Source organism: Wenyingzhuangia aestuarii (genome assembly GCF_011927765.1).
Taxonomy (GTDB): Bacteria; Bacteroidota; Bacteroidia; order Flavobacteriales; family Flavobacteriaceae; genus Wenyingzhuangia; species Wenyingzhuangia aestuarii.
In genome coordinates this window covers 197,220-224,057 of the sequence record NZ_JAATJG010000003.1, presented here as the reverse complement: position 1 = coordinate 224,057, position 26,838 = coordinate 197,220, and the positions used below count along the sequence as shown (strand labels likewise).

General features: G+C 31.6%; 29 protein-coding genes. 8 read left to right on the top strand and 21 right to left on the bottom strand.

Annotation, left to right across the window (positions count from 1 at the left end; translation table 11 throughout):
- Positions 1–146 precede the first annotated feature (146 nt).
- Positions 147–677: an RNA methyltransferase gene (locus GGR97_RS04460; protein ID WP_167897313.1), complete on the top strand. Its 531-nt coding sequence runs from the start codon at positions 147–149 to the stop codon at positions 675–677.
- Here GGR97_RS04460 and GGR97_RS04455 read toward each other — a convergent pair.
- The 5 genes from GGR97_RS04455 to GGR97_RS04435 all read right to left on the bottom strand — a co-directional run bounded on the left by GGR97_RS04455 (position 674) and on the right by GGR97_RS04435 (position 4,165).
- Complete coding sequence (locus tag GGR97_RS04455; protein ID WP_167897312.1) at positions 674–1,186, bottom strand: hypothetical protein; 513 nt, start codon at positions 1,184–1,186, stop codon at positions 674–676. The two genes, GGR97_RS04460 and GGR97_RS04455, sit on opposite strands and share 4 nt — an antisense overlap.
- Positions 1,187–1,190: 4 nt before the next feature.
- Positions 1,191–2,468 (bottom strand): outer membrane beta-barrel protein, encoded by a 1,278-nt coding sequence (locus tag GGR97_RS04450; protein ID WP_167897311.1) that lies wholly within the window; start codon positions 2,466–2,468, stop codon positions 1,191–1,193.
- A 2-nt stretch (positions 2,469–2,470) separates the two neighbouring features.
- Entirely contained in the window at positions 2,471–3,010 is a 540-nt protein-coding gene (locus GGR97_RS04445; protein WP_167897310.1) for an RNA polymerase sigma factor, read from the bottom strand.
- A gap of 38 nt (positions 3,011–3,048) precedes the next feature.
- On the bottom strand, positions 3,049–3,471 hold the full coding sequence (locus GGR97_RS04440) for a hypothetical protein (RefSeq protein WP_167897309.1): 423 nt from the start codon (positions 3,469–3,471) through the stop codon (positions 3,049–3,051).
- Positions 3,472–3,688: 217 nt separating this feature from the next.
- A complete protein-coding gene (locus tag GGR97_RS04435; protein WP_167897308.1) occupies positions 3,689–4,165 on the bottom strand; it encodes a hypothetical protein in 477 nt (158 codons plus the stop codon).
- A 76-nt stretch (positions 4,166–4,241) separates the two neighbouring features.
- Between GGR97_RS04435 and GGR97_RS04430 the strand changes: the two genes are divergently transcribed.
- Positions 4,242–4,742, top strand: coding sequence for a DUF456 domain-containing protein (locus tag GGR97_RS04430; RefSeq protein ID WP_167897307.1), 501 nt, complete (start codon positions 4,242–4,244; stop codon positions 4,740–4,742).
- A gap of 4 nt (positions 4,743–4,746) precedes the next feature.
- Here GGR97_RS04430 and GGR97_RS04425 read toward each other — a convergent pair whose 3' ends face one another.
- The gene (locus tag GGR97_RS04425; protein WP_167897306.1) at positions 4,747–5,196 is read right to left on the bottom strand and encodes a type II toxin-antitoxin system death-on-curing family toxin; all 450 of its coding nucleotides are present in this window, start codon (positions 5,194–5,196) and stop codon (positions 4,747–4,749) included.
- Positions 5,193–6,272, bottom strand: a complete 1,080-nt coding sequence (locus GGR97_RS04420) for a DNA-binding protein (protein ID WP_167897305.1) — start codon at positions 6,270–6,272, stop codon at positions 5,193–5,195. Before GGR97_RS04420 ends, GGR97_RS04425 begins: the two co-directional genes overlap by 4 nt.
- A gap of 350 nt (positions 6,273–6,622) precedes the next feature.
- Here GGR97_RS04420 and lysS point away from each other — a divergent pair, with 350 nt between their 5' ends.
- The gene (lysS, locus tag GGR97_RS04415) at positions 6,623–8,320 is read left to right on the top strand and encodes a lysine--tRNA ligase (protein ID WP_167897304.1); all 1,698 of its coding nucleotides are present in this window, start codon (positions 6,623–6,625) and stop codon (positions 8,318–8,320) included.
- A 148-nt stretch (positions 8,321–8,468) separates the two neighbouring features.
- On the top strand, positions 8,469–11,069 hold the full coding sequence (locus GGR97_RS04410; protein WP_167897303.1) for an AsmA-like C-terminal region-containing protein: 2,601 nt from the start codon (positions 8,469–8,471) through the stop codon (positions 11,067–11,069).
- A gap of 240 nt (positions 11,070–11,309) precedes the next feature.
- Here GGR97_RS04410 and GGR97_RS04405 read toward each other — a convergent pair whose 3' ends face one another.
- Both GGR97_RS04405 and GGR97_RS04400 read right to left on the bottom strand, forming a co-directional pair.
- Positions 11,310–11,507 (bottom strand): hypothetical protein, encoded by a 198-nt coding sequence (locus GGR97_RS04405; protein WP_167897302.1) that lies wholly within the window; start codon positions 11,505–11,507, stop codon positions 11,310–11,312.
- Between the two features lie 71 nt (positions 11,508–11,578).
- Positions 11,579–12,427: an OmpA family protein gene (locus GGR97_RS04400; protein WP_167897301.1), complete on the bottom strand. Its 849-nt coding sequence runs from the start codon at positions 12,425–12,427 to the stop codon at positions 11,579–11,581.
- A 63-nt stretch (positions 12,428–12,490) separates the two neighbouring features.
- On the opposite strand from GGR97_RS04400, the gene GGR97_RS04395 reads away from it, so the two are divergent.
- Positions 12,491–13,513: an FAD:protein FMN transferase gene (locus GGR97_RS04395; RefSeq protein ID WP_167897300.1), complete on the top strand. Its 1,023-nt coding sequence runs from the start codon at positions 12,491–12,493 to the stop codon at positions 13,511–13,513.
- A 2-nt stretch (positions 13,514–13,515) separates the two neighbouring features.
- Here the strand turns inward: GGR97_RS04395 and GGR97_RS04390 are convergent, their stop codons facing one another.
- The 3 genes from GGR97_RS04390 to GGR97_RS04380 are packed head-to-tail and all read right to left on the bottom strand — an operon-like array spanning position 13,516 to position 15,541.
- Positions 13,516–14,283: a class I SAM-dependent methyltransferase gene (locus tag GGR97_RS04390; RefSeq protein ID WP_167897299.1), complete on the bottom strand. Its 768-nt coding sequence runs from the start codon at positions 14,281–14,283 to the stop codon at positions 13,516–13,518.
- The gene (gene map, locus GGR97_RS04385) at positions 14,284–15,102 is read right to left on the bottom strand and encodes a type I methionyl aminopeptidase (RefSeq protein ID WP_167897298.1); all 819 of its coding nucleotides are present in this window, start codon (positions 15,100–15,102) and stop codon (positions 14,284–14,286) included.
- Between the two features lie 31 nt (positions 15,103–15,133).
- The gene (locus GGR97_RS04380) at positions 15,134–15,541 is read right to left on the bottom strand and encodes a BT0820 family HAD-type phosphatase (RefSeq protein WP_167897297.1); all 408 of its coding nucleotides are present in this window, start codon (positions 15,539–15,541) and stop codon (positions 15,134–15,136) included.
- 56 nt (positions 15,542–15,597) lie between these two features.
- Here GGR97_RS04380 and GGR97_RS04375 point away from each other — a divergent pair, with 56 nt between their 5' ends.
- On the top strand, positions 15,598–16,110 hold the full coding sequence (locus GGR97_RS04375) for a gamma carbonic anhydrase family protein (RefSeq protein WP_167897296.1): 513 nt from the start codon (positions 15,598–15,600) through the stop codon (positions 16,108–16,110).
- Between the two features lie 35 nt (positions 16,111–16,145).
- On the opposite strand, the gene GGR97_RS04370 is transcribed toward GGR97_RS04375, so the two are convergent.
- The 9 genes from GGR97_RS04370 to GGR97_RS04330 form a co-directional block, all read right to left on the bottom strand.
- Complete coding sequence (locus GGR97_RS04370; RefSeq protein ID WP_167897295.1) at positions 16,146–17,498, bottom strand: glycoside hydrolase family protein; 1,353 nt, start codon at positions 17,496–17,498, stop codon at positions 16,146–16,148.
- Between the two features lie 92 nt (positions 17,499–17,590).
- A complete protein-coding gene (gene murI, locus GGR97_RS04365; protein WP_167897294.1) occupies positions 17,591–18,376 on the bottom strand; it encodes a glutamate racemase in 786 nt (261 codons plus the stop codon).
- Positions 18,377–18,509: 133 nt separating this feature from the next.
- A complete protein-coding gene (locus tag GGR97_RS04360) occupies positions 18,510–19,013 on the bottom strand; it encodes an OmpH family outer membrane protein (RefSeq protein ID WP_167897293.1) in 504 nt (167 codons plus the stop codon).
- 12 nt (positions 19,014–19,025) lie between these two features.
- Positions 19,026–19,703, bottom strand: coding sequence for an OmpH family outer membrane protein (locus tag GGR97_RS04355; protein WP_167897292.1), 678 nt, complete (start codon positions 19,701–19,703; stop codon positions 19,026–19,028).
- Positions 19,704–19,714: 11 nt separating this feature from the next.
- Positions 19,715–22,228, bottom strand: a complete 2,514-nt coding sequence (gene bamA, locus GGR97_RS04350; RefSeq protein ID WP_167897291.1) for an outer membrane protein assembly factor BamA — start codon at positions 22,226–22,228, stop codon at positions 19,715–19,717.
- Positions 22,212–22,973 (bottom strand): isoprenyl transferase, encoded by a 762-nt coding sequence (locus tag GGR97_RS04345; protein ID WP_167897290.1) that lies wholly within the window; start codon positions 22,971–22,973, stop codon positions 22,212–22,214. The genes bamA and GGR97_RS04345 overlap by 17 nt, the downstream gene beginning before the upstream one ends.
- Entirely contained in the window at positions 22,974–23,555 is a 582-nt protein-coding gene (locus GGR97_RS04340; RefSeq protein WP_167897289.1) for a DUF6089 family protein, read from the bottom strand.
- Between the two features lie 48 nt (positions 23,556–23,603).
- Complete coding sequence (locus tag GGR97_RS04335) at positions 23,604–24,515, bottom strand: NAD kinase (RefSeq protein WP_167897288.1); 912 nt, start codon at positions 24,513–24,515, stop codon at positions 23,604–23,606.
- 25 nt (positions 24,516–24,540) lie between these two features.
- Entirely contained in the window at positions 24,541–25,200 is a 660-nt protein-coding gene (locus GGR97_RS04330; RefSeq protein WP_167897287.1) for a CBS domain-containing protein, read from the bottom strand.
- Positions 25,201–25,274: 74 nt separating this feature from the next.
- Between GGR97_RS04330 and GGR97_RS04325 the strand changes: the two genes are divergently transcribed.
- Together GGR97_RS04325 and GGR97_RS04320 are read left to right on the top strand one after the other, a co-directional pair.
- Positions 25,275–26,000, top strand: coding sequence for a pyridoxine 5'-phosphate synthase (locus GGR97_RS04325; RefSeq protein WP_167897286.1), 726 nt, complete (start codon positions 25,275–25,277; stop codon positions 25,998–26,000).
- Positions 26,000–26,764 (top strand): alpha/beta fold hydrolase, encoded by a 765-nt coding sequence (locus GGR97_RS04320; protein WP_167897285.1) that lies wholly within the window; start codon positions 26,000–26,002, stop codon positions 26,762–26,764. Before GGR97_RS04325 ends, GGR97_RS04320 begins: the two co-directional genes overlap by 1 nt.
- The last annotated feature ends 74 nt before the right edge of the window (positions 26,765–26,838 follow it).

The following is a 26,838-nucleotide window of genomic DNA, read 5'->3' as shown; positions in this document are numbered from 1 at the left end:
TGATGATTTTTTGGGATTCTAGGCGAAATTAAATTTTTTAAAGAAACTGATGAAAGATACAAGCAAAAGTTATTAAGGTTCTATTGACAATTTATGCACTTTTAGCGGAAATTAACCTAATTTTGAGACTTCTTAAATTTAAAGAGATGCGTAAACTTAAAAACAACGAATTAAATAGATTAGATGTGGCCGCTTTTAAAGTGGCAGAAAAAACACCTTTGATTGTTGTTTTAGACAATATTAGAAGTTTAAATAACATTGGTTCTGTATTTAGAACTAGTGATGCTTTTGCCATTGAGAAAATTTATTTGTGTGGAATTACAGCAGTTCCTCCAAACAAAGAAATTCATAAAACGGCTTTAGGAGCTACCGAATCTGTGGAATGGGAATATGTAGAAGATACATTAACCTTGATTGATAAGTTAAAAGCAGATGGAATTGTAACCGCAGCTATTGAGCAAGCAGAAAACAGTGTAAAGTTGCAAGATTTTAGTGTTCAATCATCAGAAAAGTACGCTATTGTAATGGGTAACGAAGTAAAAGGAGTACAGCAAGAGGTTATAAATACTTGTGATTACTGTATAGAAATTCCTCAATTTGGTACCAAGCATTCTTTAAATATATCGGTAACCACAGGAGTTGTTTTGTGGGATTTGTGTAAACAATTTAGATTCTAATTTTTTAAGGTAAACGTTTCTGTAATATTTCTTGCCTCATCTCCATAAAAAACAAGATTTAGATTGATTTCCCATTTATTGTTAGATTGTTTTTTTCCCGTTACACTCCCTGTAGGAGCTACAGATTTTTCTGGACTTGTAGGAAAGTAACAATAACAATATTTAGATAGCACTGGGTTTATGTTGGTTAATGCTTTATTGGCATAAGAAAATTGGGTAAGATTGGCATTAATCTCAAAACGGATAATTTCATAATACTCATCATCGGCTATACCTTCTTCGTCATCTGCAACAAATTTGTGTTCAAAAACAATATTGTTTCCGGTTTCAATGGCAGATTCTTTGGTGTAAACACCCTCTTTATCTGTAACTACTAATTTGCTGTTGTTTAGAAAGGTGTTAAAGGCAGTGCCGTTGTTGTAAACTTCTTTTATTTCTTTTTCTTGATCGTCTTTTTGGGAACAAGAAAGCAGACAAAGAGCTGTAAACAGGAAAATAATACTTTTCATAAGTTTAGAATTTATAATTAACACCTGTTGAAACTCCAATTAAATATGGGTTGTTGTTAGAGGTACTAAATGTTTGTGTCTGAATTTTTAGAGACGGAGCAAGGTTTAAAAACCACTTGCTAGAAAAATGATATTCAAAATCTGTCCCAAGGTTAAAACTAAAGTTTAAGTTGTTTAAATTGTTAGCTTCTCCTTCTGAAAAAGAAAATTGTCCGCTCTGTATTTGCAAATTATTTTCTGTTAAAAATAAGGTGCTAAGTCCGCCAACGGCAAACATTTTAAATTTTTTAGATTGGTAAATGCTAAAATTAACTTCTACAGGAATTTCTATGTAACCTATACTTTGTTCTAGTTGACTGCTGGAATTATCAATAAAAGTAAGTTCAGATTTACTGTCAAAATTAGCGGATGTATTATCTAGCATTAATGCGCTTTTGCTTGGAGCTTGTTTGCTTGCGTTTGCAAAAGAAGAGGTTCTTTGTATTCCTGATACTAAATTTCCATCTGTAGTTTGAAGCAAACTAATTCTATGAATTCCTGTTTTTATCTTTATTTTGTTAGTTGCTTGGTAGGCAACGTTTACACCGTAAGAAGTAGATAGTTGTCCTGTTTTTTTAGCATTGTCTAACCTGTTGTCTACAGGGGAATTGTTAGAAAAAGCACCGTAGTAATATTGTGAAATAATTGGAGCAATACTCCATTCCTTTTTAGACGATTTGTTATTCGCAATCTTTGTATTGGTTTTAGAATCTGCAAGAGTTTTTTGAGCTAAAAAGGGCTTATCCTTTTGGAAGTTTAAAAGAGGTTCTTTTTTAGTGCTTACAATTGTTTTTTCTTTTGATAGCTTTTTTAATGTAGCACTTGTTTTTTTGTTTTGTAAAGGAGCAAATGTTTTTTCTGCAATTATGTTTTTGGAATGAACAGCTTGCGTTTTTTCTTTTTTAAGCTGATGATTTTTAGCTTTTTTCTTGTAGGGTGTTGAGGTGGCTGAAATATTAATATTTAAATCTTTTACCGTTGTTTTTGGAGTTAAAACACTATCTGTTTGTGTTAAATATACGTGGCTGTAAATAGGTTGTAAAGCATTTTGTTTGATGATAAAAAATCCAAGAAGTAATACTACTGCAATGGTTCCAGAGGTCCAGTACCAAAGAATTCCTTTTGTAGAGTTTTGCTGTGCTAGCAAAGAACTTTCAATTTTATTCCATACCACAGGGTTAGGATTCATTTCTAAATCCTTCAATTTTTCTTGGTATAACCTTTCTAAGTTTTTAGGTTCCATGGTTAAAAATTGTTTTGGTTTTGCTGTGGTTTATTTTCTAATTCTTTTTTTAGAATTGCTTTGGCTCTAGATAAGTTAGATTTAGAAGTCCCTTCAGAAATTTCAAGCATCTTGGCTATTTCTTTATGAGAATAACCATCTAAAACATATAGATTAAAGACAAGTCTATATCTGTTTGGTAGTTTTTGAATGCTGTTTAAAAGTATTTCTAAATCTATATCTTCATCTTCAATTTCTAGAACAACTTCGTCTTTAATTTCTTCGTTTATTAAAGGGAAAATTTTGTCTTTTCTATATTTTTCAAGAGCGGTATTTATTACAATCCGTTTCATCCATCCTTCAAAAGATCCTTTGTGTTTAAACTGATCTATTTTTTGTAAAATGGTTAAAAATCCATCGTGTAAATTATCTTCTGCTTCTTGTTGATTGTTTGAGTATTTGTAAGAAACCGCATAAAGTTTAGGAGCAAACAACTCGTACAACGCAGATTGCGCTTTTGAGTTGTTTTGCTGACATTGCTTTATGATTTTTTTAAGATGCATGTTTTATGACCTCGTTGGGTTTCTAGCTCTTAAATTACTTATTGAACTTCATCTTCTTCAATAACTCTAACAATTTTTTCTTCATAAATAGATTTGTTGTCTTCATCTACTCCTTTGTAAAGTTTAAAAATGTAATCTTCTTCTTGTTCAACTTTAAAATGAATGGTAACCTCTTCTTCTTTGGTTGCTTGAGTACATATAGCTTCCTCATCAACATAGGCAATAATAGCTGTGGTTCTTACAGAATCATTAGCTACATAATAAAGATCGTTATAATAATAACAGCTATTAGGTAAGGTGTATTTAAAAGTAACATCAAGTTCCGATTGATAGGTTATTGTGTCGGGAATGATTAAATCATCAACTTGAATAGCTTCTAAGTGAAATTTTGGAAAATCTTGTTGTTTGCTACAAGAAATAAGTCCGAGTGTAAGCGTAAATAATAAAAGTGCGTATTTCATAATTCTTTATTTAAAGTTTCTATTGTATAGATGCACCATTTTGCGAAAGGTTGCGTTTAAAACATCTAAAAAGTATAAAATGTAAATAAAACTAAGTGTAAAAATAAATCGTACTGTTGTTTTTAATACCATCATCATCTTTTTTAATTAGTAGCTGTTAAGTAGATGGAAATGATAAAAAAGGGTTGCGTAAAAAGTTTTAAAAACTTTAAAATTACTATTTGGTATTTACAACCAAGGGAAGCGTATAAGTGCTAGTTACGGGAATTCCCCTTTTTTGTGCGGGAGATACGGTGGCCAATCCTAAAATAATTTCTTGAATTTCGGCTGATAAATTGGGCAAAGCCAAAATTAGAGAATCGTTTGCTTTTATGTTGTTACAAACAAATTGTCCTTCTTTGGTAATGCTAAAATGAATAAGTACAGTATCTGTAAGGTTTGAGTCTGTTTTGAATTTTAGATTCTGAATACGTTCACTAATTTTTGCGTGCAACGTGCTTTGAAAACAAGCCTTACTTTCTTCAAAATTAAGCATGGCATCACAATCCTTAAATTGAGGAAATTGATCTACCTGTGTAAAGTCAATAGGTTCTTGTTTTTCTACTTTTCCTTTGCATAAAACAGAAGCCACCGAGCATATTTTCTGACAAGAGAAAAGAGATAGTGCTAAAAGAATGGCAATCAGTTTGTTCATAGTATCAACCTAGGTCAGGTCAAAAATACATTTTTTTAAGAAGATTGCTGTATATTGCTTTAAAAGAAAGGCTTTTATGGATTATATCTTACTGTTTTTTGGTTTTTTATTGGTTGTTGGAGGTATTATTGGCTCTTTTTTGCCTGTTATACCGGGTCCGCCTACAGGTTGGTTGGGTTTGCTGTTGCTTCATTTAACTCATAAAGTAGAAACCGATTGGACGTTTTTAGGAATTACTTTTGTTGTTGCGGTACTTGTTTTTGTGTTAGATTATATTATTCCAGCGCTAAGTACTAAAAAGTTTGGAGGTAGTAAATATGGAGTTTGGGGTTCTACTATTGGTTTAATTGTGGGATTAATTTTTACACCTATAGGAATGATTTTAGGATTGTTCTTAGGTGCTTTTATAGGGGAGTTAATCAACGATGGAAAAGATGTAAAAAAAGCAATAAAAGCTTCTTTAGGTTCTGTGTTAGGTTTTTTCTTTTCTACAGGAATTAAGTTTGTGGTAAGCGTAGTTTTTTTAGGCTATTTTATGAAGTATTTATCGGAAAGTAAATATTTATTTTTTACGTGAAACGTTATATAGGTTCACCATTAATTTTAGCATTAATAATTTTTAACTTTAAAGATTCCGAATAATCATCTTCGTATAAGATAGACGATATAATGTCAAAAAGCAGTTCTTTATTGATTCTATTGTCTGCCACATCAACAACAATGTTTTCCATTTTAATAATAAATTTATCTATTAAAAAATCTAAGTCATTTATAGCTAAGAAGTACACAGAAAGAGCTAAAGAAGCTCTTTTGTTACCATCATTAAAACAATGGTTTTTGTTGAATGAAAATAATATATGTGTAAGTTTATGTTCTATATCTGGGTAATATAACTCGTGCTGAATATGGTAAAGAGTACTGTCTATTAGGCCTGTATCCTTTATCCCCATTAATCCACCTGATTCTTTGATGATATTATCATGTACTTGAATAGCGTAAGTTGTAGTAAAATATTGGAATTTAATTTTCATCTATCTTTTAACCTTTTGAAAACATCAATTAATTGAGGGTTATCCAATACTCTACTAATTAAATCGTCACTTTTTTCTCCTAAGAATTTATTATGATCTTCTTTACTTAAAGACCCTATATAGTTTTCTAAACGTTCATGAACAATATTACGTAAACCATAATCTCGTGTTGCCATTTTTGCACGTGCATCTTCAATTTGAGGAATCCAAAACCTTTTATTAGCAAAATTATTAATAAGAAGATTTAATTCAGAAGGTTTTAATTTTCTTTTAAGTTCTTCAGATTTTTCACGCATTTCATCAGCCAGACCTATTTCAAAGGAAGCTATAAGCTTTAGCACTTCGGAGTACATTGTGTTTCTAAGGCTTTCTTTTGCTTCTAATTTTAAAATGGTTTTATATTCTTTTGCATTTTCTTTAAAGATGGCATTATATATAGCATCTGTATAAATGCTATATTTTACAAAACCCATATCTAAGTAGTTGTTTAATGCACTAGTAAATTCTTTTCGATATTCTGGTTCTCTAGTTATTGCAAGTAAAAATTCTTCGTCTCTTTGATTAATATATTTAGTAGAACCGCCAATTTTTTTATTAATAATATCGATAACAATGTCTAACATTAAGCTACGTACTTGTTTAGCTTTTTCACTCTCAGTCAGAAGCATTCCAATATTTAAAACAGCTCTGTAATTAAAAACAGCTAAGGCCTTTATCTTTTTATAGGACTGATTTTCAGTCGCTTTTTTTGACAGAGGGACATTCATGTCCCTCTGTGAGACATCGTCATTCGCAGATATAAGATGACCAAACATCTCTTTAAACTCTTTAAGTTTTTGACCCTTTAATACACAATAGCCATTATGTATAATTTCTTCTTCATATTTATCTACATATCTTTTGATTGTCCTTGTGTCAACATCATAAAAGTCAGCAACCATTTTGGTTGTGAACTTAAATTCATCTTTGTAGAACAAACCTCTTAGGCCTGTTTTGTTTTGAATTAGTTCTATAGCCTTACTATTGTTTAATATGTTTTGCCTGTCAATAGCAGATTTTGTTAAATCTTTCATCATAATATCAAAGTTAATGAATATTATAATGATAAATTTAAACATCATTTAAAAGTAATGTGTTTAAAGAAGAAATTGCTGTAAATAAAAAAAGCAACCCATAAAAGGGAAGCTTTCCATTGGTAATTAAACCTAAAAACTACAATTGTAGTTCTACAACAACAGTACAAAGGTACTTATTTTGATGGATTATGTATATTTTCAACTTGTTTATTTTCTGTGTAATGGTTAAAAATTCTTTTTCAATTTACATTCAGCTTTAAATTCTTAAGACTCAATACTCAGTACTCGGTCCTAAATCATTATCTTTGCCGGCTAGGAATTAACGCATTATACATTAAAAAAGTACCAGCATGCAATTATCAGAACAAGAAATTGTAAGAAGAGAAAAGCTTGACAAATTAAGAGCTTTAGGAATTAACCCATATCCTGCAGATTTATTTCCTGTAGATAGCTATTCTAAAGACATTAAGGAGGCTTATGAAGAAGGAAAGAAAGTAGTAATTGCTGGACGTTTAATGCGAAAGAAAATTCAAGGAAAAGCTTCTTTTGCTGAATTACAAGATGCAGAAGGTAGAATTCAAATCTACTTTAATCGTGATGAAATTTGTACAGGAGAAGATAAAAGCTTGTACAACGACGTTTTTAAGAAATTATTAGACTTAGGAGACTTTATTGGAGTAGAAGGAGAATTGTTTAAAACTCAAGTAGGAGAAATTTCTGTAATGGTTCGTAATTTTAAATTACTAAGTAAAGCTTTAAAGCCTTTGCCATTGCCTAAAACAGATGCAGAAGGAAAAACGTACGATGAATTTAACGATCCAGAATTACGTTACCGTCAGCGTTATGCAGATTTAGTAGTAAATCCTCACGTAAAAGAAGTATTTGTAAAGCGTACAAAGTTATTTAACGCTATGCGTAATTTCTTTAACGAAGCAGGATATTTTGAAGTAGAAACTCCCGTGTTACAACCTATTGCTGGTGGAGCATCGGCAAGACCATTTATTACACATCACAATTCATTAGACATTCCATTATACATGCGTATTGCAAATGAATTGTATTTAAAGCGTTTAATTGTTGGTGGTTTTGATGGAGTATATGAATTTTCTAAAAACTTCCGTAACGAAGGAATGGATAGAACCCACAATCCAGAGTTTACGGCTATGGAAATTTATGTAGCTTATAAAGATTACAACTGGATGATGACCTTTACCGAAAACTTGTTAGAGCATTGTGCTTTGGCGGTTAACGGAACAACAGATGTTGTTTTTGGAGAACACCAAGTAAGTTTTAAGGCTCCGTTTGCACGAGTAACCATGGCAGATTCTATTAAACACTTTACAGGTTTTGACATTACTGGTAAAAACGAAGACGAACTAAGAGCTGCTGCTGTTGAAATGGGTATTGAGGTTGACAGTACCATGGGGAAAGGAAAATTAATTGATGAAATGTTTGGAGAAAAATGTGAAGGAAACTACATTCAACCAACATTTATTACAGATTATCCTAAAGAAATGTCTCCATTGTGCAAAGAACACAGAGATAATCCTGAATTAACAGAGCGTTTTGAGTTGATGATTTGTGGTAAAGAAGTAGCAAATGCTTATTCTGAATTAAATGACCCTATTGACCAAAGAGAACGTTTTGAAGCACAATTAAAATTAGCAGAAAGAGGAGATGATGAAGCTTCTAACTTTATAGATGAAGATTTCTTACGTGCTTTAGAATACGGAATGCCTCCAACATCTGGTTTAGGAATTGGAATGGATCGTTTAATTATGTATTTAACCAATAATCAATCTATACAAGAAGTGTTGTTTTTTCCTCAAATGAGACCAGAGAAAAAAGCTCCTTCTGTAGAATTAAACGAAGATGAAAAAGCATTGTTTGCTTTGATAGAAAAATCAGAGAAAATTGCTTTAAATGATTTAAAAGCACAATCTGGATTGTCTAACAAAAAGTGGGATAAAACCATTAAAGGATTAACAGGTAAAGATTTAGCAGCTGTAAATAAAACAGACGAAGGTTTGTTTGTAGAGTTAGCTTAAGCTTAGTTGTAAATATAGTGTATAAGCCCTGTTGCAATTGTAACAGGGCTTTTTTTTGTTAAATAATGTTAAGATTGACTAAGGTCAATCTGTTTAATTTGTTCTACATTTAAGACTATAGTATCTTTAGTCTATTAAAAAGAAAATCATGCTTAAAAAAATATTAAAAGGATTGGCAATTTTTATTGGAATTGTTTTTCTGTTACTGTTAATACTTCCATTTGCTTTTAAAGGAAAAATAACCAAAATAGCCAAAGAACAAATCAATAACAATGTAAATGCAGTTGTAGATTTTCAAGACTTGTCTATTTCTTTACTAAGAAGTTTTCCAGATGTGTCTGTAGACTTGCAAAACCTATCGGTAATTAACAAAGCTCCTTTTTTAGGAGATACGTTAGTGGCTATAGCTCATACTTATGTAGATGTTAGTTTGAGTAGTTTAATGGGAGATACTCCTAAAATTAACAGTGTAAAGCTAGCAGACGTTTTTGTAAATGTAAAAGTAAATAAAGATAGTATTGCTAATTATGATATTGCTTTACCATCAGAAACAGAACAAGAAGTGGTTGTAGAAGAATCGGCTCCATTTTCTTTGGCAATTACCAATTATAGTTTAGAAAACATCAATCTATCTTATGTAGATGAAGTGGGGAATATGAGCGCTAAAGTGGTCAACTTTAATCATAACGGGAGTGGAGATTTGTCTAAAAACGTATTGGAATTAGATACTAACACTACTGCAGATACTATTACTTTTATGATGGATGAGGTTGCTTACTTAAAAGATTTACAATTAAAATACGATGCCAAAGTAGGAGTAGATTACGGAAGTGATTTAAAACTTACTTTTAAGAATAGTATTGCTCATATTAATCATTTAAACTTGGCTTTTGAGGGTGCTTTTACCATGTTAAAAGATGCTTATGATCTTGATTTTACGGTAAGCACAAAAGAGTCTGAATTTAAAAGTTTGTTATCACTAATCCCCAATGCTTACACGGCAGATTTTCCTAAAGTAGAAACTACGGGAGCTTTAGATTTGCAAGGTGTTATTAAAGGTAAGTATTCTGAAACTAGTATTCCAACGCTAGATATTGTGTTAAAAACTGAAAATGCAAGTTTAAAATATCCAGATTTACCTAATAAGATCGAAAACATAAATGTAGATACTCGTATTACCAATACTACAGGGGTAATGGATGATATTAAAGTAGATGTTAAAAACTTTGGATTCCGTATAGCAAAAGATATTTTTAAAGCCAATGCAACGGTAACAAAACCAATTTCTAATTTAACGGTTGTTTCTAACATTAATGGACAAGTTAATTTAGGGAATCTTAAAAATGCGTATCCAATACCTCCTTTAGATTACGAATTAAAAGGAATTGTTAAGGCGGATGTTTCTGCTTCTTTTGATATGAATGCTATTGAAAAAGAGCAGTACAACAAAATAGACAGTAAAGGGACTATTACCTTGTCAGGAGTTTCTATTGGTTCAGATTATACACCAAAACCTTTATTGGTAGAAAGAGCTAAAATGTTGTTTAGTTTAAATCATGTAGATGTTGTTGATACCAAAATTAACTCTGGTGATTCAGATTTATTGTTAAATGGAGGTTTAGACAATCTATATGCTTATGCTTTTTCTGATGGAACTTTAAAAGGGAAATTAGCGGTAGCTTCTACTTTGTTTAAAGTAGGCGATTTTTATGAAAGTGATACCACAGCTGTTGTAACTACTGCTACAGATAGTGTTGCATTAGAACAATTTAAAATTCCTGAAAAAATTGAATTTACGGGTACTGTAAATGCTAAAAAAGTAATGTATGATGATATTGTTTTGACTAATTTTATAGGGAAAACAATTGTAAAAGATCAGAAAATTATCTTTGTAAATGCCAACGCTAATATGTTTCAGGGTACTGTTTCTATAGATGGATTTGTAGATACAAAACCAAACCCAACTGCATACGATTTTGAGATGAAGTTAAAGCAAGTTGATATTGCTAGTGCTTTTAATAGTATGGAAATGCTAAGAAAAATAGCTCCAATTGTAGGAGCTTTTAATGGTCGTTTTGATACGGAGTTAGATTTAAATGGAATTTTAGGAAATGATTTTATGCCTGTGTTGTCTCAGTTAACGGGGGGGGCATTGGCAAATTTGCAAGTAGATAAAGTAGATGCTAGTAAAAACAAGTTTCTAAGTTTGGCAGAAAGCAAAATGAGCTTTTTAGATTTTGACAAAACAGATTTAAAAGATCTAAAAACAAAAGTTACTTTTAAAGATGGTAAGGTAAATGTAGCTCCGTTTACTTTAAAGCTAAAAGGAATGCCTGTTACTATTGGAGGTTCTCATGGTTTTGACAACACCATGAATTATGATTTAAAGTTCGATTTACCCGCTAAGTATTTGGGAAATCAGGCAGAAAGTATTTTAAGTAAACTTAGTGGTGCCGATCAAGAAAAAATCACAGTGCCTTTAGATGTTAAAGTTGGGGGTATGGTAACTAAGCCAACTGTTTTACCAGGGATAAAAGATGCAGTTTCGTCTTTAGCTAAAAAAGCAATTGACAACGAAAAAGATAAGGCAAAAGAGAAAGTAAAATCTGAAGCTAAAAAGAAAATTAACGACTTGTTAGGAATTAAAAACGAACAAGGTACAGATAGTACTCAAACAGAACAAAACTCTGCTAAAGAGCAAGTAAAAGAAGCTGGGAAAAAGCTTTTAAAAGGACTTTTTGGAAAATAGATTACATAGTATACGTAAAAAAAGAGTCAACCTTTTAGGTTGGCTCTTTTTTTGTAAGCTATATTTAAGAATTTAACTTTCTCTTTGGGAATTTTTTTCCATCGTTTTTGTTTATGTTCTTTTATTGCTGTTTTTTCCATCGTGTTATGTTGATAGTTGTGTTTGTGTCCAGAGCTGTTCTAAGTTGTAAATTATGAGGTTTTATTTGTTCTTGTGGTATCTAATCTAACTTAGAGTCTTTTAACAAAATAACCATTGGCCATTCCTATTTCTAAAACAGCCAATAGCTAGTGGATTGACTACGGCTAGTGTATGAAGATTCATGGGTTGATTGCCATCGTTCATCATATTAGCTATCTCTATACCTTTTGTACCTTCAGGTTTCCTTAAATGACTGGCTATTTCTTTAATTTCTTCTTTAGTAGGTGGTGTGCTCATGGGTTTCGTATAAACAAAAAAAACCTGCTAATTAAAGCAGGTTTTTGATATGATGTAAAAATGTTTACTTCTTATTTTTCTGAATCTAATAATTCAAAGAACTCATCTAACTTAGGCATGATGATAATTTTTGTTCTTCTGTTTTTAGATCTGTTAGCAGCAGTAGTGTTTTCTGCAACAGGAGCGTATTGAGATCTACCAGCAGCAATTAATCTAGATGGTAAAACATCGTACTTAGTTTGTAACTCACGAACTACAGCAGCAGAACGTTGTACAGATAAGTCCCAGTTATCTTTAATAGCAGCACCTTCTTTAACTAACTTGTCATCAGTGTGTCCTTCAACCATAACATCCATGTTAGGGTATTCGTTAACAACAGTACCAACTTTCTTTAAGATAGCTTCAGCTCTCTTAGAAATTCTGTAAGATCCAGAGTTAAATAATAATTTATCAGAAATAGAGATAAATACTTTAGTTCCTTCGATGTTAACAGAAATGTCTTCGTCATTTAAACCGTTAGGTAAAATTTTCTTTAAGTTGAAAGCAACAGCTAAGTTGATTGAATCTTTCTTAGAGTTAGCTTCTTTGATGTACTTGATGTAGTCATCTTTCTTTTGTAACTGAGATAATGTTTCTCTCATGTTCTCAGTAGCTGATTTAGATACTGCGATTAAGTTATCAACATTCTCTAAATATTTTTCATTTCCTTTTTCTAAGAATTTAATTCTGTCTTCTAAAGAACTGATTTGGTTGTCAGCTTTCCCTAAATCTACTTTAGATGTAGATAAATCTTTTTGAGAAGTAGCTAATTTGTCTTGTAATGCAGCTTGTTCAGCTTGTAAATCAGTATACTTTTTCTTAGATACACATGATGTTGCAACTAAAGAAACTGAAACGATTAATATCAAAACTTTTTTCATGGTCTATAAATTGTATTTTTGTTTAAACAAATATAATAACTTTCTATTAAAAACCTATTTTATATGCACGTAACTAATTCTTTTAAACTATTAAAAACACATTTGTTTAGAATATGTATTTTTTTTTCCATTATTAGTTGTGAACAAAAACAGGCTGAGTATTTAAAACTTCAAGGAAATGTCTTCGGAACCACCTTCCATATTAAATACTCAGATAATAATAATCAAAATTTAGGCCAAAGTATAGACTCTTTGTTTAAAACCATAAATAATTCTTTATCTACCTATCATGCAGACTCAAAAATTAGTAAAATCAACCAAGGTCTACTAAATGCAGAGGTAGATCATCATTTTAAGAACGTTTTTTTGCTAGCCAAAGAAGTTTATCAACAAACAAATGGGTATTTTGACCCCACTGTGGGTAAAATGGTAAACGCTTGGGGGTTTGGTCCTATTAAAATAGACAAACAACCTACAAATTACCAAGTAGATAGTTTAATGCAATATGTTGGATTTGATAAAATTACTTTATTAGCTAGTACAATTACCAAAACAAATTCGGATGTTTATTTAGATTTTAATGCCATTGCTAAGGGATATGGAGTAGATGTAGTTGGTTTGTTTTTAGAAAGTAAGCATATTACAGATTACTTGGTGGAAATTGGTGGAGAAATTAGAGCTAGAGGTAAAAATGCGAAAGGAGATGATTGGTCTGTAGGAATAGAGGAACCTAATTTTGATGGAACTAGAAGTTTACAAAAGATTACACATTTAACAAATGAAGCTATTGCTACTTCTGGGAATTACAGAAAATTTAGGATAGATGAGGCAACTGGTAAAAAAATTGCACACACTTTAAATCCAAAAACAGGATTCCCTGCAGAAACGGACTTGTTAAGTGTATCGGTAATTGCTCCAGTTAGTTGTGCAGAGGTAGATGCTTATGCAACCGCTTTTATGGCAATGGGTTTTGATAAGGCAAAAGAAATAGCTAGTAAATTTCCTAAAATGAAAGTATTCTTTATTTATTTAGAACATAATGAGCTAAAAACGTATGCAAGCCCAAATTTAGAGTTTAAGAATTAAATCTAGAAAGGCTTAGCACAAACGGGAAGAATTTCATTTTTCATTAAAGCGTATTTTTTAATAGCTGCTGATGAAAAGTGTTCGGTTGTTTTAAATTGATGTACTTGAAAACCTACATTTTCTAATCTTTTAAAATAATCTAACCCATAAATTCTTACATGATCATATTGACCAAAGTGTTTTTGTCTTTCTTTAGGATCTGTAATAGTAAAGTCTTCGTAGGTGTCTGCTTTGGTTACGTCTTGAGGAATTTGAAATATTCCCCATCCTCCTGGTTTTAAAACTCTAAACAATTCATTCATTGCTTTAGTATCATCAGTAATGTGTTCTAAAACATGATTACAGAAAATAACATCGTAAGAATTATCAGCAAAAGGTAAATCACAAATATCTGCTTTTACATCTGCTAAGGGAGAAAACAAATCAGTAGTAGTGTACTCTAGGTTTTTTTGATTTCTAAAAAGTTTGTAAAAACATTGTTCAGGAGCAACGTGTAATACTTTTTTAGGTTGTTTAAAAAAATCAGAGTGATTAGTAAGATATAACCACAACAATCTATGTCTTTCTAAAGACAATGTTCCGGGAGCCAATACGTTTTCACGCTGATGCTCATAACCATAAGGTAAAAATTTACGATACGATTTTCCGTTAATAGGGTCTGTATAATTACTTCCTTTATAGTATAAATTTAAAAAAGGCTTAGCTGCATAGCTAGCCTTAATTAACCAAGGTCTTGGAATTACGTTTAATATAGTTTTAAACAAGCCCATTTAAGCACCATAAGGTGTTATTCTAAATTTATCTTCAACATCAGTAACAATTCCTAAAGCATCGTTTACGTATTTAAATGTTGATAAAATTTCAGGTTTCCCATTAATAATGGCAATATCATGTTCAAAGTGAGCAGATGGTTTGTTGTCTTTGGTTAAAATAGTCCAACCATCATTTAATTGTACAATATCTTTAGTTCCCATGTTGGTCATAGGTTCAAGAGCTACTACCATTCCGTCTACAAATTTTTTACCTCTACCACGTTTTCCGTAGTTTGGCATTTGTGGATCTTCGTGCATTTCTTTACCTAAACCGTGTCCTACCAATTCTCTAACGACACCGTATCCGTGATCTTCGGTAAATTTTTGAATAGCATATCCAACATCACCTACACGGTTACCAGCTTTAAATTGCTCAATTCCTACGTATAAACTTTGTTTGGTAATTTCTAATAGTTGTTTTACTTCTGGAGCAACTTCACCTACTTCAAAAGTATAGGCATGATCTCCGTAAAATCCATTTTTTAAAGCACCACAGTCAATAGAAATAATATCTCCTTCTTGTAAAGGTTGTTTATTTGGAATTCCATGAACAACTTGTTCGTTAGGACTCATGCATAAAGTATTCGGAAAATCGTACAAACCTAAAAAACCAGGAATAGCCCCGTGATCTCTAATAAAAGTTTCGGCCATTTTGTCTAACGCTAGAGTAGTTACTCCAGGTTTTACTTCTTTGGCAAGCATTCCTAAGGTTTTAGAAACAATTAGCGCACTTTCACGCATTAATTCTATTTCTTCACGAGTTTTAATGGTAATCATAATCCTGTTTTATGGATTGCAAAGATAGTATTTATTTAAAGAAACCGAAGAATCCTTTCTTCTTTGGTTCTTCAATTGCATCTTCGCTAAAAAGGAGTTGATGAATTTTTCCCCATCCAAGAAAACCGCCAATATTTCTATCATCAATAAACAAATCAGCATGGAGTTTACGAATACTGTTATTGTCTACAATTTCTTCAGGATAATTTTTGTTTACAGCATAAAATTCAACACCGTTTTCTTTACAGTAAGCTACTGCTTCATCAAGTTTTTTTCCGTCTCTTAAAGTCCATAGAATCAATCTATATCCTCTTTCTTGCATTTTTCTAAGTGTAGAAAAAGCAAAAAGTTGTGGAGGACCAATTTTAGGATACTCATCTTTTACAATGGTACCATCAAAGTCTACAGCAATTATTGTTTGATGATTTGGAATTGACACTAGATATTGTTTTTTACAATATTACAATTATTTACTTTTGATTAAAACTTTTAAAGATGATTATCAAAGAATTAAATGGAAATAAACCTCAGTTTGGGGAAAATTGTTTTTTAGCGGAGAATTGTGTGGTAATAGGAGAGGTGTCTATGGGAGATGATTGTAGTGTTTGGTACAATGCGGTTATTAGAGGAGATGTACATCGTATTACAATGGGAAACAAGGTGAATATTCAAGATGGTGCTGTAGTACATGCTACGTATAAAAAATCGCCAACTACTATTGGAAACTCTGTTTCTGTGGGACACAATGCAATTGTACATGGATGTACTATTCACGACAATGTTCTTGTAGGAATGGGAGCCATTGTAATGGATGATTGTGTGTTGGAGTCTAATAGTATTATTGCTGCTGGAGCAGTTGTAACTAAGGGGACTATTGTAAAGTCTGGAAGTGTGTATGCAGGAACTCCGGCAAAAAAAATAAAAGATCTTAGTGAAGAACTTTTAAAAGGCGAAGTAAATAGAATTGCGGATGCTTATGTAAAATATTCAGGTTGGTATAAGGAATAAAACATAGGCTCCAATTTATTGGAGCCTATGTTTTGTTATTTGTTGTCTATAATTTTTAATCGGTGTTTTGTTTTACCTGTAATTAGAATTTCATTCTCTTTGGGTAGTTGTAACGGATAGGTTGCATCTGTATAAATAGCAGCAACACTTGCTCCTTTTACAGCACTTTCATTAGCATAAACACCATTGGTTACAGCATAATTAGCATCTTCTGTTATAGGTGTAAAGTCTGGAGTTTTATAAAAAGCATGTAAATCTTCTGGAACTAATTTAAAGTTTTTATAAGATAGGGTTGCTGTATGATCTGTAGCGTGTAGACTAATGTTTTTAAAAGAAGAGGTGGGAGCAAAAACACCTTTGGCTCTTCTTTTAGAATCTTTACCTACAAACCCTTCTTTTAGGAATAAAGTCCATGTACTTCCTTCAGATTTGGCACCATCTACTAAAATACGTCCGTTAAGAACTGAGTGTGGTTGTAGTAGTACAGCAGCTTTTCCGTTAATACTAGCTACATTGGAAATTACAATATTATCAACTCCTAAATTGTATTGTCTACCTGTGTGAGCTTCAATTCTACAAGTCATTCCACCTTGGCAAGACAAGTTTTTTAATAAAATATTTTTTCCCACATTAGTCTGAGCCAATCCGTAACCAATAGAACCTCCTGTTAATTCTACATTGGTAATGGTTATGTTTTCTGGAATGTTGGCATTGTTATCATCAATTTTTACAGGATTTAAAGCAATGGCTGCTCCCTTGGTCAAATTGTCTTGAATAGTTAAATTTTCTATCAATACGTTTTTAGCATATCCTAAAGCTATGGCTCTGTAAAAGGTGTTTTTGGGTTTGTCTAAAATTAATTTAGGTCTAGAAGTAACATCACCTAAGCCTATAATTTTTACATTTTCTACTAAGGGTTGATTTTCTTTCATTCCTACATTAAATAAAAAGTTTTTACCTCTTTTAGAATGATCCATTTGAAAGGTAACGTTACTATTTATTATAATGTGTATGTTAGATTTTAAAGTAACTTCTTTAATAGTGTAATTCCCTTTGGTGATGTAGATAATTCCACCTCCAATGTTATGTAAATCTGTAATTATGTTGTTTAGCTCTTTGGTAACATTTTGTTGATTACGATGAGTAAATGTAATAACTCTTTCTTTAGGTAAGTTTTTAAAATCTGTTCCTTGGTAGCCAGCTCCTTCTTTGGTATAGGGTTTAGATGGATAGTTGTTTAAGTCTGATACGTTTCCTGAATTTACAAGTGTTTGGTTTTTTTGTAATTCTGTAAGATCATTAACTTTTTTTGAACTTGCTAAAGGTTCGTTGGTAGCAGAGCAAGATAGTATAAAGGTGAAAATAAAAACAGCGATTAATTTCTTCATATTTAAAATGTATTGAACTTTTAAAAATACGAGAATAAGCAAGTTAAAATAAGTACACTATTAACAATAATTAGCTAAATATTGACTCTTGCTTAAAAAGGAATATATTCAACCGTAGTTTCTTTTATTCCGTTAGTTAATGTAGCCAATGTTTGAGTGTTGCTATTACTCATTAAGTAGTGTTTGCCAGCCTTTGTATTATTGTTTAGTAGTTGAAGTTCTGCAAGAACTTTTTCGGTTTGTTTGGCAACTGCAAATCCAGAATCTATAATATGCACATTGTTTCCTACTAGTGTTCTTATTTGAGGAATTAAATATGGATAATGAGAGCATCCTAGGACTAGATGGTCTATGTTTTTTTGGATCATAGGATTTAGAAATTGTTTTAACAAAGTTTTCATTTCTAAACTATCCATTTTGTTTTGCTCAATTAAAGGGACTAAGCCTGTTCCTTCTTGTTCTATAACCAATATGTTTGAGGCAAATTGATTGGTAGTTTTATGAAACAAATCACTACTTAAAGTTCCTTTGGTTGCTAAAATTCCTATGGCTTTAGTTTTAGTTGCTAAGGCTGCTGGTTTTATAGCGGGTTCTATACCAATAAAAGGAATGTTGTATTTTGTTCTAAGTACATCAATAGCATTGGTGGTGGCAGTGTTGCAAGCAATTACAATAATTTTGGCTCCCCTAGAAATAAGTATTTCTGTGTTTTTTATGCAGATGTCTATTATTTCTTGTTTTGATTTTTGTCCATAAGGAGCATTTTTGCTATCTGCTAAATAAATGGTGTTTTCATAGGGTAACCTTTGGATAATTTCTTTCCAAATAGAAGTGCCTCCTACACCAGAATCAAATACACCAATAGGGTTGTTGCTCATCTTTTTTAATCTCTTTTACAAATCTCGATAAAAAAAAGAAGCTATAGAATCAGTTTTGATATTATTTTTTATAAAACAAAAGCGCTATCATTTAATAATGATAGCGCTTTGATAAGTTTAAAGTTTGGTAAAACTATTTAACTCCTAATTTTGTTTTAATTGCTGAAGAAATATCTTCACCACCTTCTGCATAAATAATTGTTCTAGCATCTAATACATACTGAATACCTTTTTCTTTTGCGTATGCTTTAATTGCGTTTTGAGCTTTTTCAATAATTGGCTCTAACAATTCGTTTTGTTTCTTTTGTAATTCTTGTTGAGCAGCTTGTTGTAACTGACCAATTTTACCTTGTTCTTGTTGAACTTCAACAGCTCTTTTTTGATTTTCTTCTGGAGTTTTAGATTTCTCTTCTGCAGTATATCTATCAAATTTTGCTTTTAAAGCAGTTGATGCAGCTTTAATTTCAGACTCATAAGTTTTACCTAGTTTTTCCATATCCGCTTGCATTGATTTAGCTTCTGGCATAGATGCAACAACTTCGTCTAGGTTAATGTGAGCAATTTTTTGTGCTTGTGTAAAGTGAGTGAACCCTAAAGCTATAATTGCAATTAATAATGTAGTTTTTACTGTTTTCATTTGGTTATTTGTTTATCGTTTTTTACGTTCTTCTTCCCTCTTTTTAAGAGCCTCTTCTCGTTTTTTTCTTTGATCTTGTATTCTTTTCTCTCTAGCTATTCTTGCTTCTTCTCTTTTAATAGCTGCTTCTTCTTGTTCTATTTCTTTTTCAGATTTCTGAATATATCTTAAAACTAGTTCGCTAATATCGTAATTGTTATTTGTATATAACATAACAATTGATGAAGATTTTTCAAAAATCATGTCATATTTACGAAGTTTAGCAATTGTTTGTACTGCATTGTATACTAAATCTTGATACGGAGTAACTAATTGTTTTCTTAGTTCAAAAAGTTTACCCTCTACACCAAAGTAGGTGTTTTCTGCTTTAGTAATCTCATTTTCGTATGCTTTAATTTCAGTTTCACGTTCTTTAATTAAATCTTCTGTTAATAACGGTTTTTCGTTTAAAAATTCCTTTTGCATGGTATCTAGCTTTAGATACATCTTATCTAAATTTGTTTTCCATGTAGTTGTTTCGTTATTTAATTTTTTCTGTGCTTCTGCATAGGATGGTATTTTTTCTAAAACATACTCTATATCAACAAAACCTATTCTTTGTAGTTGTTGTGCATTTACAGAGGCCACACAAAAAAGTGAAAATAAAAATATTTTTTTAAAGAACTTATATATGTAGTTAGAAATAATCATGCCATTTTTTTTTAGAATTGTTGTCCGATAATAAAATGCGTTTGCCAACCAGATTTTTCTACCGCTCCTGGAACATTGTCAAATCCATGTCCAAAGTCAATTCCTAGTAATCCAAATGCAGGCATAAAAATACGAATTCCTAAACCAGCAGACTTTTTAATATCAAACGGGTTAAAGTTACTAAAACTACTGTAAGAATTACCAGCTTCTACAAATCCAAGAGCATAAATAGATGCGGATGGTTTTAGAGTAATAGGGTAACGTACTTCCATAGAGAATTTATCGTAAACGTTGTCTCCAGAGGTAACATTTCCATCGCTAGTTGTAGCAAATCCTGAAAGAGATGAGTTTTCATAACCTCTTAATCCAATTACTTCTCTACCGTCAAAACTGTTTGTGTTTAGTCCATCTCCTCCTACAAAGTAACGTTCAAAAGGAATTTCTCCTTTTTTACTGTTGTAGCTTCCTAAATAACCAAACTGTACGTTGGTCATCATTACAAACTTACCAATTAAGGCAGTGTACCATTTAGCTTTTAAGTTTACTTTGTAGTATTCTAACAATTCAAATCTTTCGTTGTTAGAGCTATATTCTTTGTCAGAAAACAGAGAATAAGGAGGTGTAAATTTACCCTCTACACTAAATGTAGAACCATATCTTGGGAATATTAAACTTGGTCCTGCAGAGTTTCTTTGTAAAGTTATGTTGTATGATAAGTTGTGAGATACCCCTTGGTTATTGTCAAAAGCAATAATAGATCCAAAGTTAAAGTTGTCTACTTTGTAACGTCTATAACTAATGGCATTAGAAATGGTAAAGTAATCATCAGGCCATTTTAAACGTTCTCCAATTCCTACAGAAATTCCAAAAATATTTAATTGTTGTCCTTTATCAACATCGTAATAAGAACTACCGTATCCATATTGTTTTTGGTTGTAGACAGAGAATGTAAAAGATCTAGGTTTTTTACCTCCTAACCAAGGCTCTGTAAAAGAAACACTGTTAGAAGTGTTGAATCTACTTGCTTGTAGTCTTAAAGATAATTGTTGACCATCACCTAAAGGAAGTGGTTTGTACTCATCTTTATTAAAAATGTTACGGATAGAAAAATTGTTAAAAGATAATCCTAATGTACCTATAAAAGATCCACCACCATAACCTCCTTGTAGTTCTATTTGACTAGATCCTTTTTCTTCTAAACTATATTCTATAGCTACTGTTTTATCTGCGTAGTTAGGCTGTAAGTCTGGAGTAATATTCTCTGCATCAAAGAATCCCATTTGACCTAATTCACGAATAGAACGAATAATATTGTCTTTACTGTATAGATCTCCCGGACGAGTTCTTAGTTCTCTAAAAATTACATGGTCGTTAGTCCTTTCGTTTCCTGTAACAGATACGTGACTAATAGTTGCGGGATCATCTTCGTGAATTCTAATTTCTACTGTAATAGAGTCATTTTCTACTTTGGTTTCTACCAAGTTAATTTGTGAAAATAAGTATCCGTTGTTTTGGTATAGCGTAGAAATATCTTCAGAATCTGGAGTTCCATCTCCTTTTACTCTTTCTTCTAAAGCTTTAGAGTCGTAAACATCTCCTTTTTGAATTTTTAGAATTCTTTGTAAAAAGTCTGTTTGGTAAGTTTTGTTTCCTAAGAAAAGTATGTCTTTGTAAAAATATCTAATACCTTCTTCTATTGTTAAGTGTAGGTTGATGGTGTTTTTACCTTCGTTCCAACTAATACTATCAGATAAGATTCTAGCATCTCTATAACCTTTACGTCTGTATTTATCAATTAATTTTTGTTTGTCTTCTTCAAAAGCATCTTCTACATATTTAGAACGTTTCCAAAATCTACCCCAAAACTTACGTTTAGTGTCTTTAAGGGCTTTACGAACATCTTTGTCTGTAAATTGTTCGTTACCTGTAATTACAATTTCTTTAATTTTTACCAATTCCCCTTTGTCTATTCTTACAATAGCATCTCTTTGGTTTGCATTGGTAGCGTTTGGTTTGGTGGTAATTTTAACGGTAGTTTTTAAGTAACCCTTGTCTACATAAAACTGTCTAATATAGTTTTCTGTAGAGGTTATTAAATTTTCTGTTAACATTTTACCAGTAGCAAGTTCTGTGTCTTTTTGAAATGTTTTTGCTTTTGATTTACTAACTCCTAAAAAGGTGATTTTGTTTATTTGTGGAAGCTCCTTAATAGCTATTTCTAGGTAAATAGTGTTTCCGTCTAGTTTGGTGGCAAACACTTCAACATCGCTAAACTTGTTAGATTTGTGAAGTTTTTTAATGGCACTTGTTAGTTTGTCTCCGGGTATTTTAATCTCTTGTCCTGTTTTTAATCCAGAATATGAAATTACAGACTCTTCAGAAAACTCATTTGTTCCTGTAACTGTAACTCCTCCTAAAAGATATCTTTTAGGGGTTGATAAATCTGGCTGACCGTCTTGAGAGAATACTAGATTTGTAACGAATAAAATAAGTGTAAATAAGTAATTCTTAAGTAGTTTGTTCATGTTCTCCTTCTAATTGTTCGCTGGTTTTTCCAAACCTTCTTTCTCTATTTTGATATGTATAAATGGCTTTATACAAATCCTCTCTTCTAAAATCAGGCCAAAGTACCTCTGTAAAGTACAATTCGGCATAGGCCATTTGCCATAGCAAGTAATTACTTAGTCTTTGTTCTCCACTTGTGCGAATCATTAAATCCACATCAGGTAGGTTGTAAGTATATAAGTTTTCTTGAACAATTTCATCATTAATAGCATCAATTTCTAGAGTTCCTTCTTTTACTTTTGTTGCAATTTTTTGAATACACGTTGTAATTTCTTCTCTACTCCCGTAGCTTAAAGAAAACGTTAATGTAATTTTAGTATTGTTCTTAGTGGTATCTATTACGTAATTTAAAGTTTCTTGCGCTTTTTTAGGTAAATCAGATAATCGACCAATAGCGTTTACTTTTACTCCGTTTTTTTGAAAATCAGGAACTTCTTTTTTTAATGATTTGGTTAATAATGTCATTAAAGCATCTACCTCCAATTTTGGACGATTCCAGTTTTCGGTAGAAAATGCATATAAAGTAATTGCTTCTGTTCCTATTTCAGATGCCCCAATTACAGCTTCTCTTACTGCGGTTAAGGCATTTCTGTGGCCAAAAATTCTAGCCATTCCTTGGTTTTTAGCCCATCTACCATTACCATCCATGATAATTGCAATGTGCTTAGGAATTTTATTGTTTTTAATTTGTTCTAATAAACTCATTTAGAATCTAATTTGGTTTTTACTACCCTTGGGCCAGCCAAAAGTATAATAAATAGAGGCCCCAATATAGTAATAAGCATCTAAAGTGCTCTTATTTGTTTTGATATTATCTAAATCATCTGTAAAGGTTGCTCTAACTTTAGCTTCTATTGAGCTAGTTAGCCTTTTTGTTATGGCTTGTTTGTACCCAATACCCAGAGGCAATGCAACAGCAAATTTTGTTTCTGTTTGGGTGTTGTAAAATATAGAAGCTACCTCGAATATAAGGTAAGCAGTTTGTTTTTTGTTAGAATTGGTTCTAATTAGGTTGTAATCTGTAAAGTTAAAATCTATACCTGCAGATACTTCTGCTAGTTGGGTAATGTCACTTTCTATTAGGTTTACTCCAAGTCTATAGGCAATTCTGGGGTTCATATTTTTTTTAAATATAACTCCAAAGTTTTTATTGGAGCCTCCAATAGGAAAAACCTCGTCGTTTTCACCAATAACATTTCCTAGGTTGTACGTAAGACCTGCTTCGTATACCTGGGAAAATCCTATTTGGATAAAAAATAAAGGAAGTAAGTAGACTAACTTTCTCATAATCATTGTAAAAACGAGGCAAATATAATTAATAACGTATAAACCTTTTTAATATTCTTTGTTGTAAAATTTATTTCTAGTGTCTTGACCCCATAAAAGTTTATCTCTAAGGGTGTTGATGAATGTGTGGTCTTTTAAAGTGATTATTTTTGCTAAAAAATCTGCTTTAGAAACAATTAACTCAGTTTCTACATCTATAGCGGTTACTGTTGAATCTAAAGAGGCTAAAAATTGATCTTCTCTTCTTAATACTTTTAATTTAACAATGGTGTTGTCTGATATTACAATAGGTCTTGCGTTTAAGTTGTGAGGAGCTACCGGTGTAATTAAAAAATTATTAGTGTTAGGCATAATTACAGGTCCTTGGCAACTTAAAGAATATCCGGTAGATCCTGTTGGGGTAGATATGATTAATCCATCTGCCCAATAGGTTGTTAAATATTCATCGTTTAAGTAGGCATCAACCCCAATCATAGAGGTGGTGTCTTTTTTAGCAATGGTTAAATCATTTAAGGCAAACCCAAGCGTGGTAAATTCTTTTTTATTTTGGTTGCTTGTTACTTTTAGCATTACACGCTCATCTACTGTATACTCACTTTTTAAAAAAGCTGTAATGGCTTGTGGAATCTCGTTTTTTTGAACTGTGGCTAAAAAACCTAATCGGCCTAAGTTAATTCCTAAAATAGGAATGTTTAATCTGTTAATTAAATTAAAAGCTCTTAGAATAGTTCCATCACCGCCTAGGGTAATTAAAGCATCAAAAGATTCATCTAGTTGAGTATCTCCATCAAAAAAGTCAAGATTATCAACAAAAGTAAGTCCTGTTTTTTGTACAGAAGCAGCGTAGTCTTTAAATATATGAATAGAGGCTTTTGCTTTGTTAAGAGTGTTGATAAGTGTAGATAAATATTTCTCATGAGAATCTTTATATACTTGTCCAAAAATGGCTACTTTTTTCATTCCGATTAACTTTAATACTGCGAATTTAAATGTTTAAATATTTAATAAAGTATTCTGAGCGTTTTTTTAAACTTTCTAAGTAAGAATCTTCGGTTAAATCGTTTAAAATATAATAATCGTACCTTCTAAAAGATTGAATTAATTCGTTGATGTTTAAAGATTGTACTTTTAAGGTAATTTTGGTGGTTTCTTCGGTTTGGTCAAATAGAAAGCATCCTAAAACGGTATTGGAGTTAGATTCTACAATTTGACAAATTTCGGACATAGAATATTCCTTTGTGTTTTTTTGTAGTAGAATAATATTTCCTTCGGTGCTTAAAAAAGGAGTATCTGCAAAACAATCTAACAAATCATTAATATCTAAATAACCTGCATAATTATTATCATCATCTACAATAGGAAGTATGCTTGTATTGTTTACCGCAAAATTAGAAAAAAGTTCTAGCAAAGAATCTGAAAGTTTTGCAAAGAAAAATTCATACAAATATTCTAATTCAGCCAGTTTTTGAGATTTGTCATCAATACACATTAAATCTTCCTTGGCTACGTTTCCTAATAGTTTTTTTTGATGAGTTACAGGAATGTGAGAGTAGCTAATATCGTTAAACAGTTCCAGTATTTGCTGTATTGTTTTCTGGTTGCTGACTGTAATTTTATCTGTAGAAATGTAATCTGTTAGTTCCATAATGTTCAAATTAATGAAATTTATTAGTTGTTCCTGCTATTTTGAATATTTTTGCAGTCATAAAAATACAGAATATGGCGGTATTAAGCGTAAATGTTAATAAAATAGCAACATTAAGAAATTCTAGAGGAGGAGATGTGCCTAATTTAGTACAAGTTGCAAAAGATATAGAGGAGTTTGGTGCACAGGGAATTACCATTCATCCTAGACCGGATGAACGACATATTCGTTATCAAGATGCTTTTGATTTAAAAAAATCTGTAACAACAGAGTTAAATATAGAAGGAAATCCAATTCCTAAATTTAAACAGCTAGTTTTAGATACCATGCCCGCTCAGGTAACTTTGGTGCCCGATGGTGATGATAATATTACTTCGGATGCAGGTTGGGATACTATTAAACATCAATCTTTTTTAACAGATGTGATTGCAGAGTTTAAAGCGGCTGGAATAAGAACTTCTATTTTTATAGATACAGGAAATCCTGCTTTAATAGAAGCTGCAGCAACTACAGGTGCAGATAGAGTAGAATTGTATACCGAAAAGTTTGCTGTAGAGTATGGAAAAGGAAATACGGGCGTAATTACCGAATATGCTGAGGCTGCAAAATTAGCCAAGCAATTAGGAATGGGAGTAAACGCAGGGCACGATTTAAGTTTAAAGAATATTAATTTTTTTGCTAAAAATATTCCTGAGCTAGACGAGGTTTCTATAGGACATGCCTTAATATCAGAAGCATTGTACTACGGATTGCAAAATGTAGTAAGTATGTATTTGTATAAATTACAAGACGTATTATAATGGAATTATTACACTCAAACATTGTAGGATCGGGTTTTCCATTGCTTATTCTTCACGGATATTTTGGAATGGGAGACAATTGGAAATCTCAAGCAAACAAATTGGCTACAGATTTTGAAGTGCATATGATAGATCAACGTAATCATGGTCGTAGTTTTCATGCTGATGAATTTAACTATGAGTTGATGGTGGAAGATTTAAAGCATTATTTTGATGTTAAAAAGATAGACAAAGCTATTATTTTAGGTCACTCTATGGGTGGAAAAACAGCCATGTTGTTTGCTGTGGAATATCCAGAAATGGTAGAAAAATTGGTTGTGGCAGATATTGCACCTAAATACTACGCACCGCACCATCATGCAATTATTGATGCTTTAAATAGTGTCGATTTTTCTCAGCTAAAATTAAGAACAGAGGTAGATGCTATTTTAAAACAAACCATTCCCGAGGAAGGAGTTCGTCAGTTCTTGTTAAAAAACGTGTATAGAAAAACCAAAACAGAAATGGATTTTCGTTTTAATTTGGCTAGTTTAACAGAAAACAACGCTGAAGTAGGAGAGGCTTTGCCTTCTTTTACTACTTATGATGGAGCTACTTTGTTTTTAAGAGGTCAAAAATCTAATTATATTTTAGATGATGATTTTGGATTGATTCAAGCACATTTTGAAAATTCAAAAATTGAAACAATATCAAATGCAGGGCATTGGTTGCATGCAGAAAACCCAACAGAATTTCACAATAAGTTGATTCACTTTCTAAAATAAGTAAGAAAAGAATTAAAGCAGTTGAGCAACAATTAATTATACCTTTTGTTGCTTAACAAAAAAATCGTATTTTT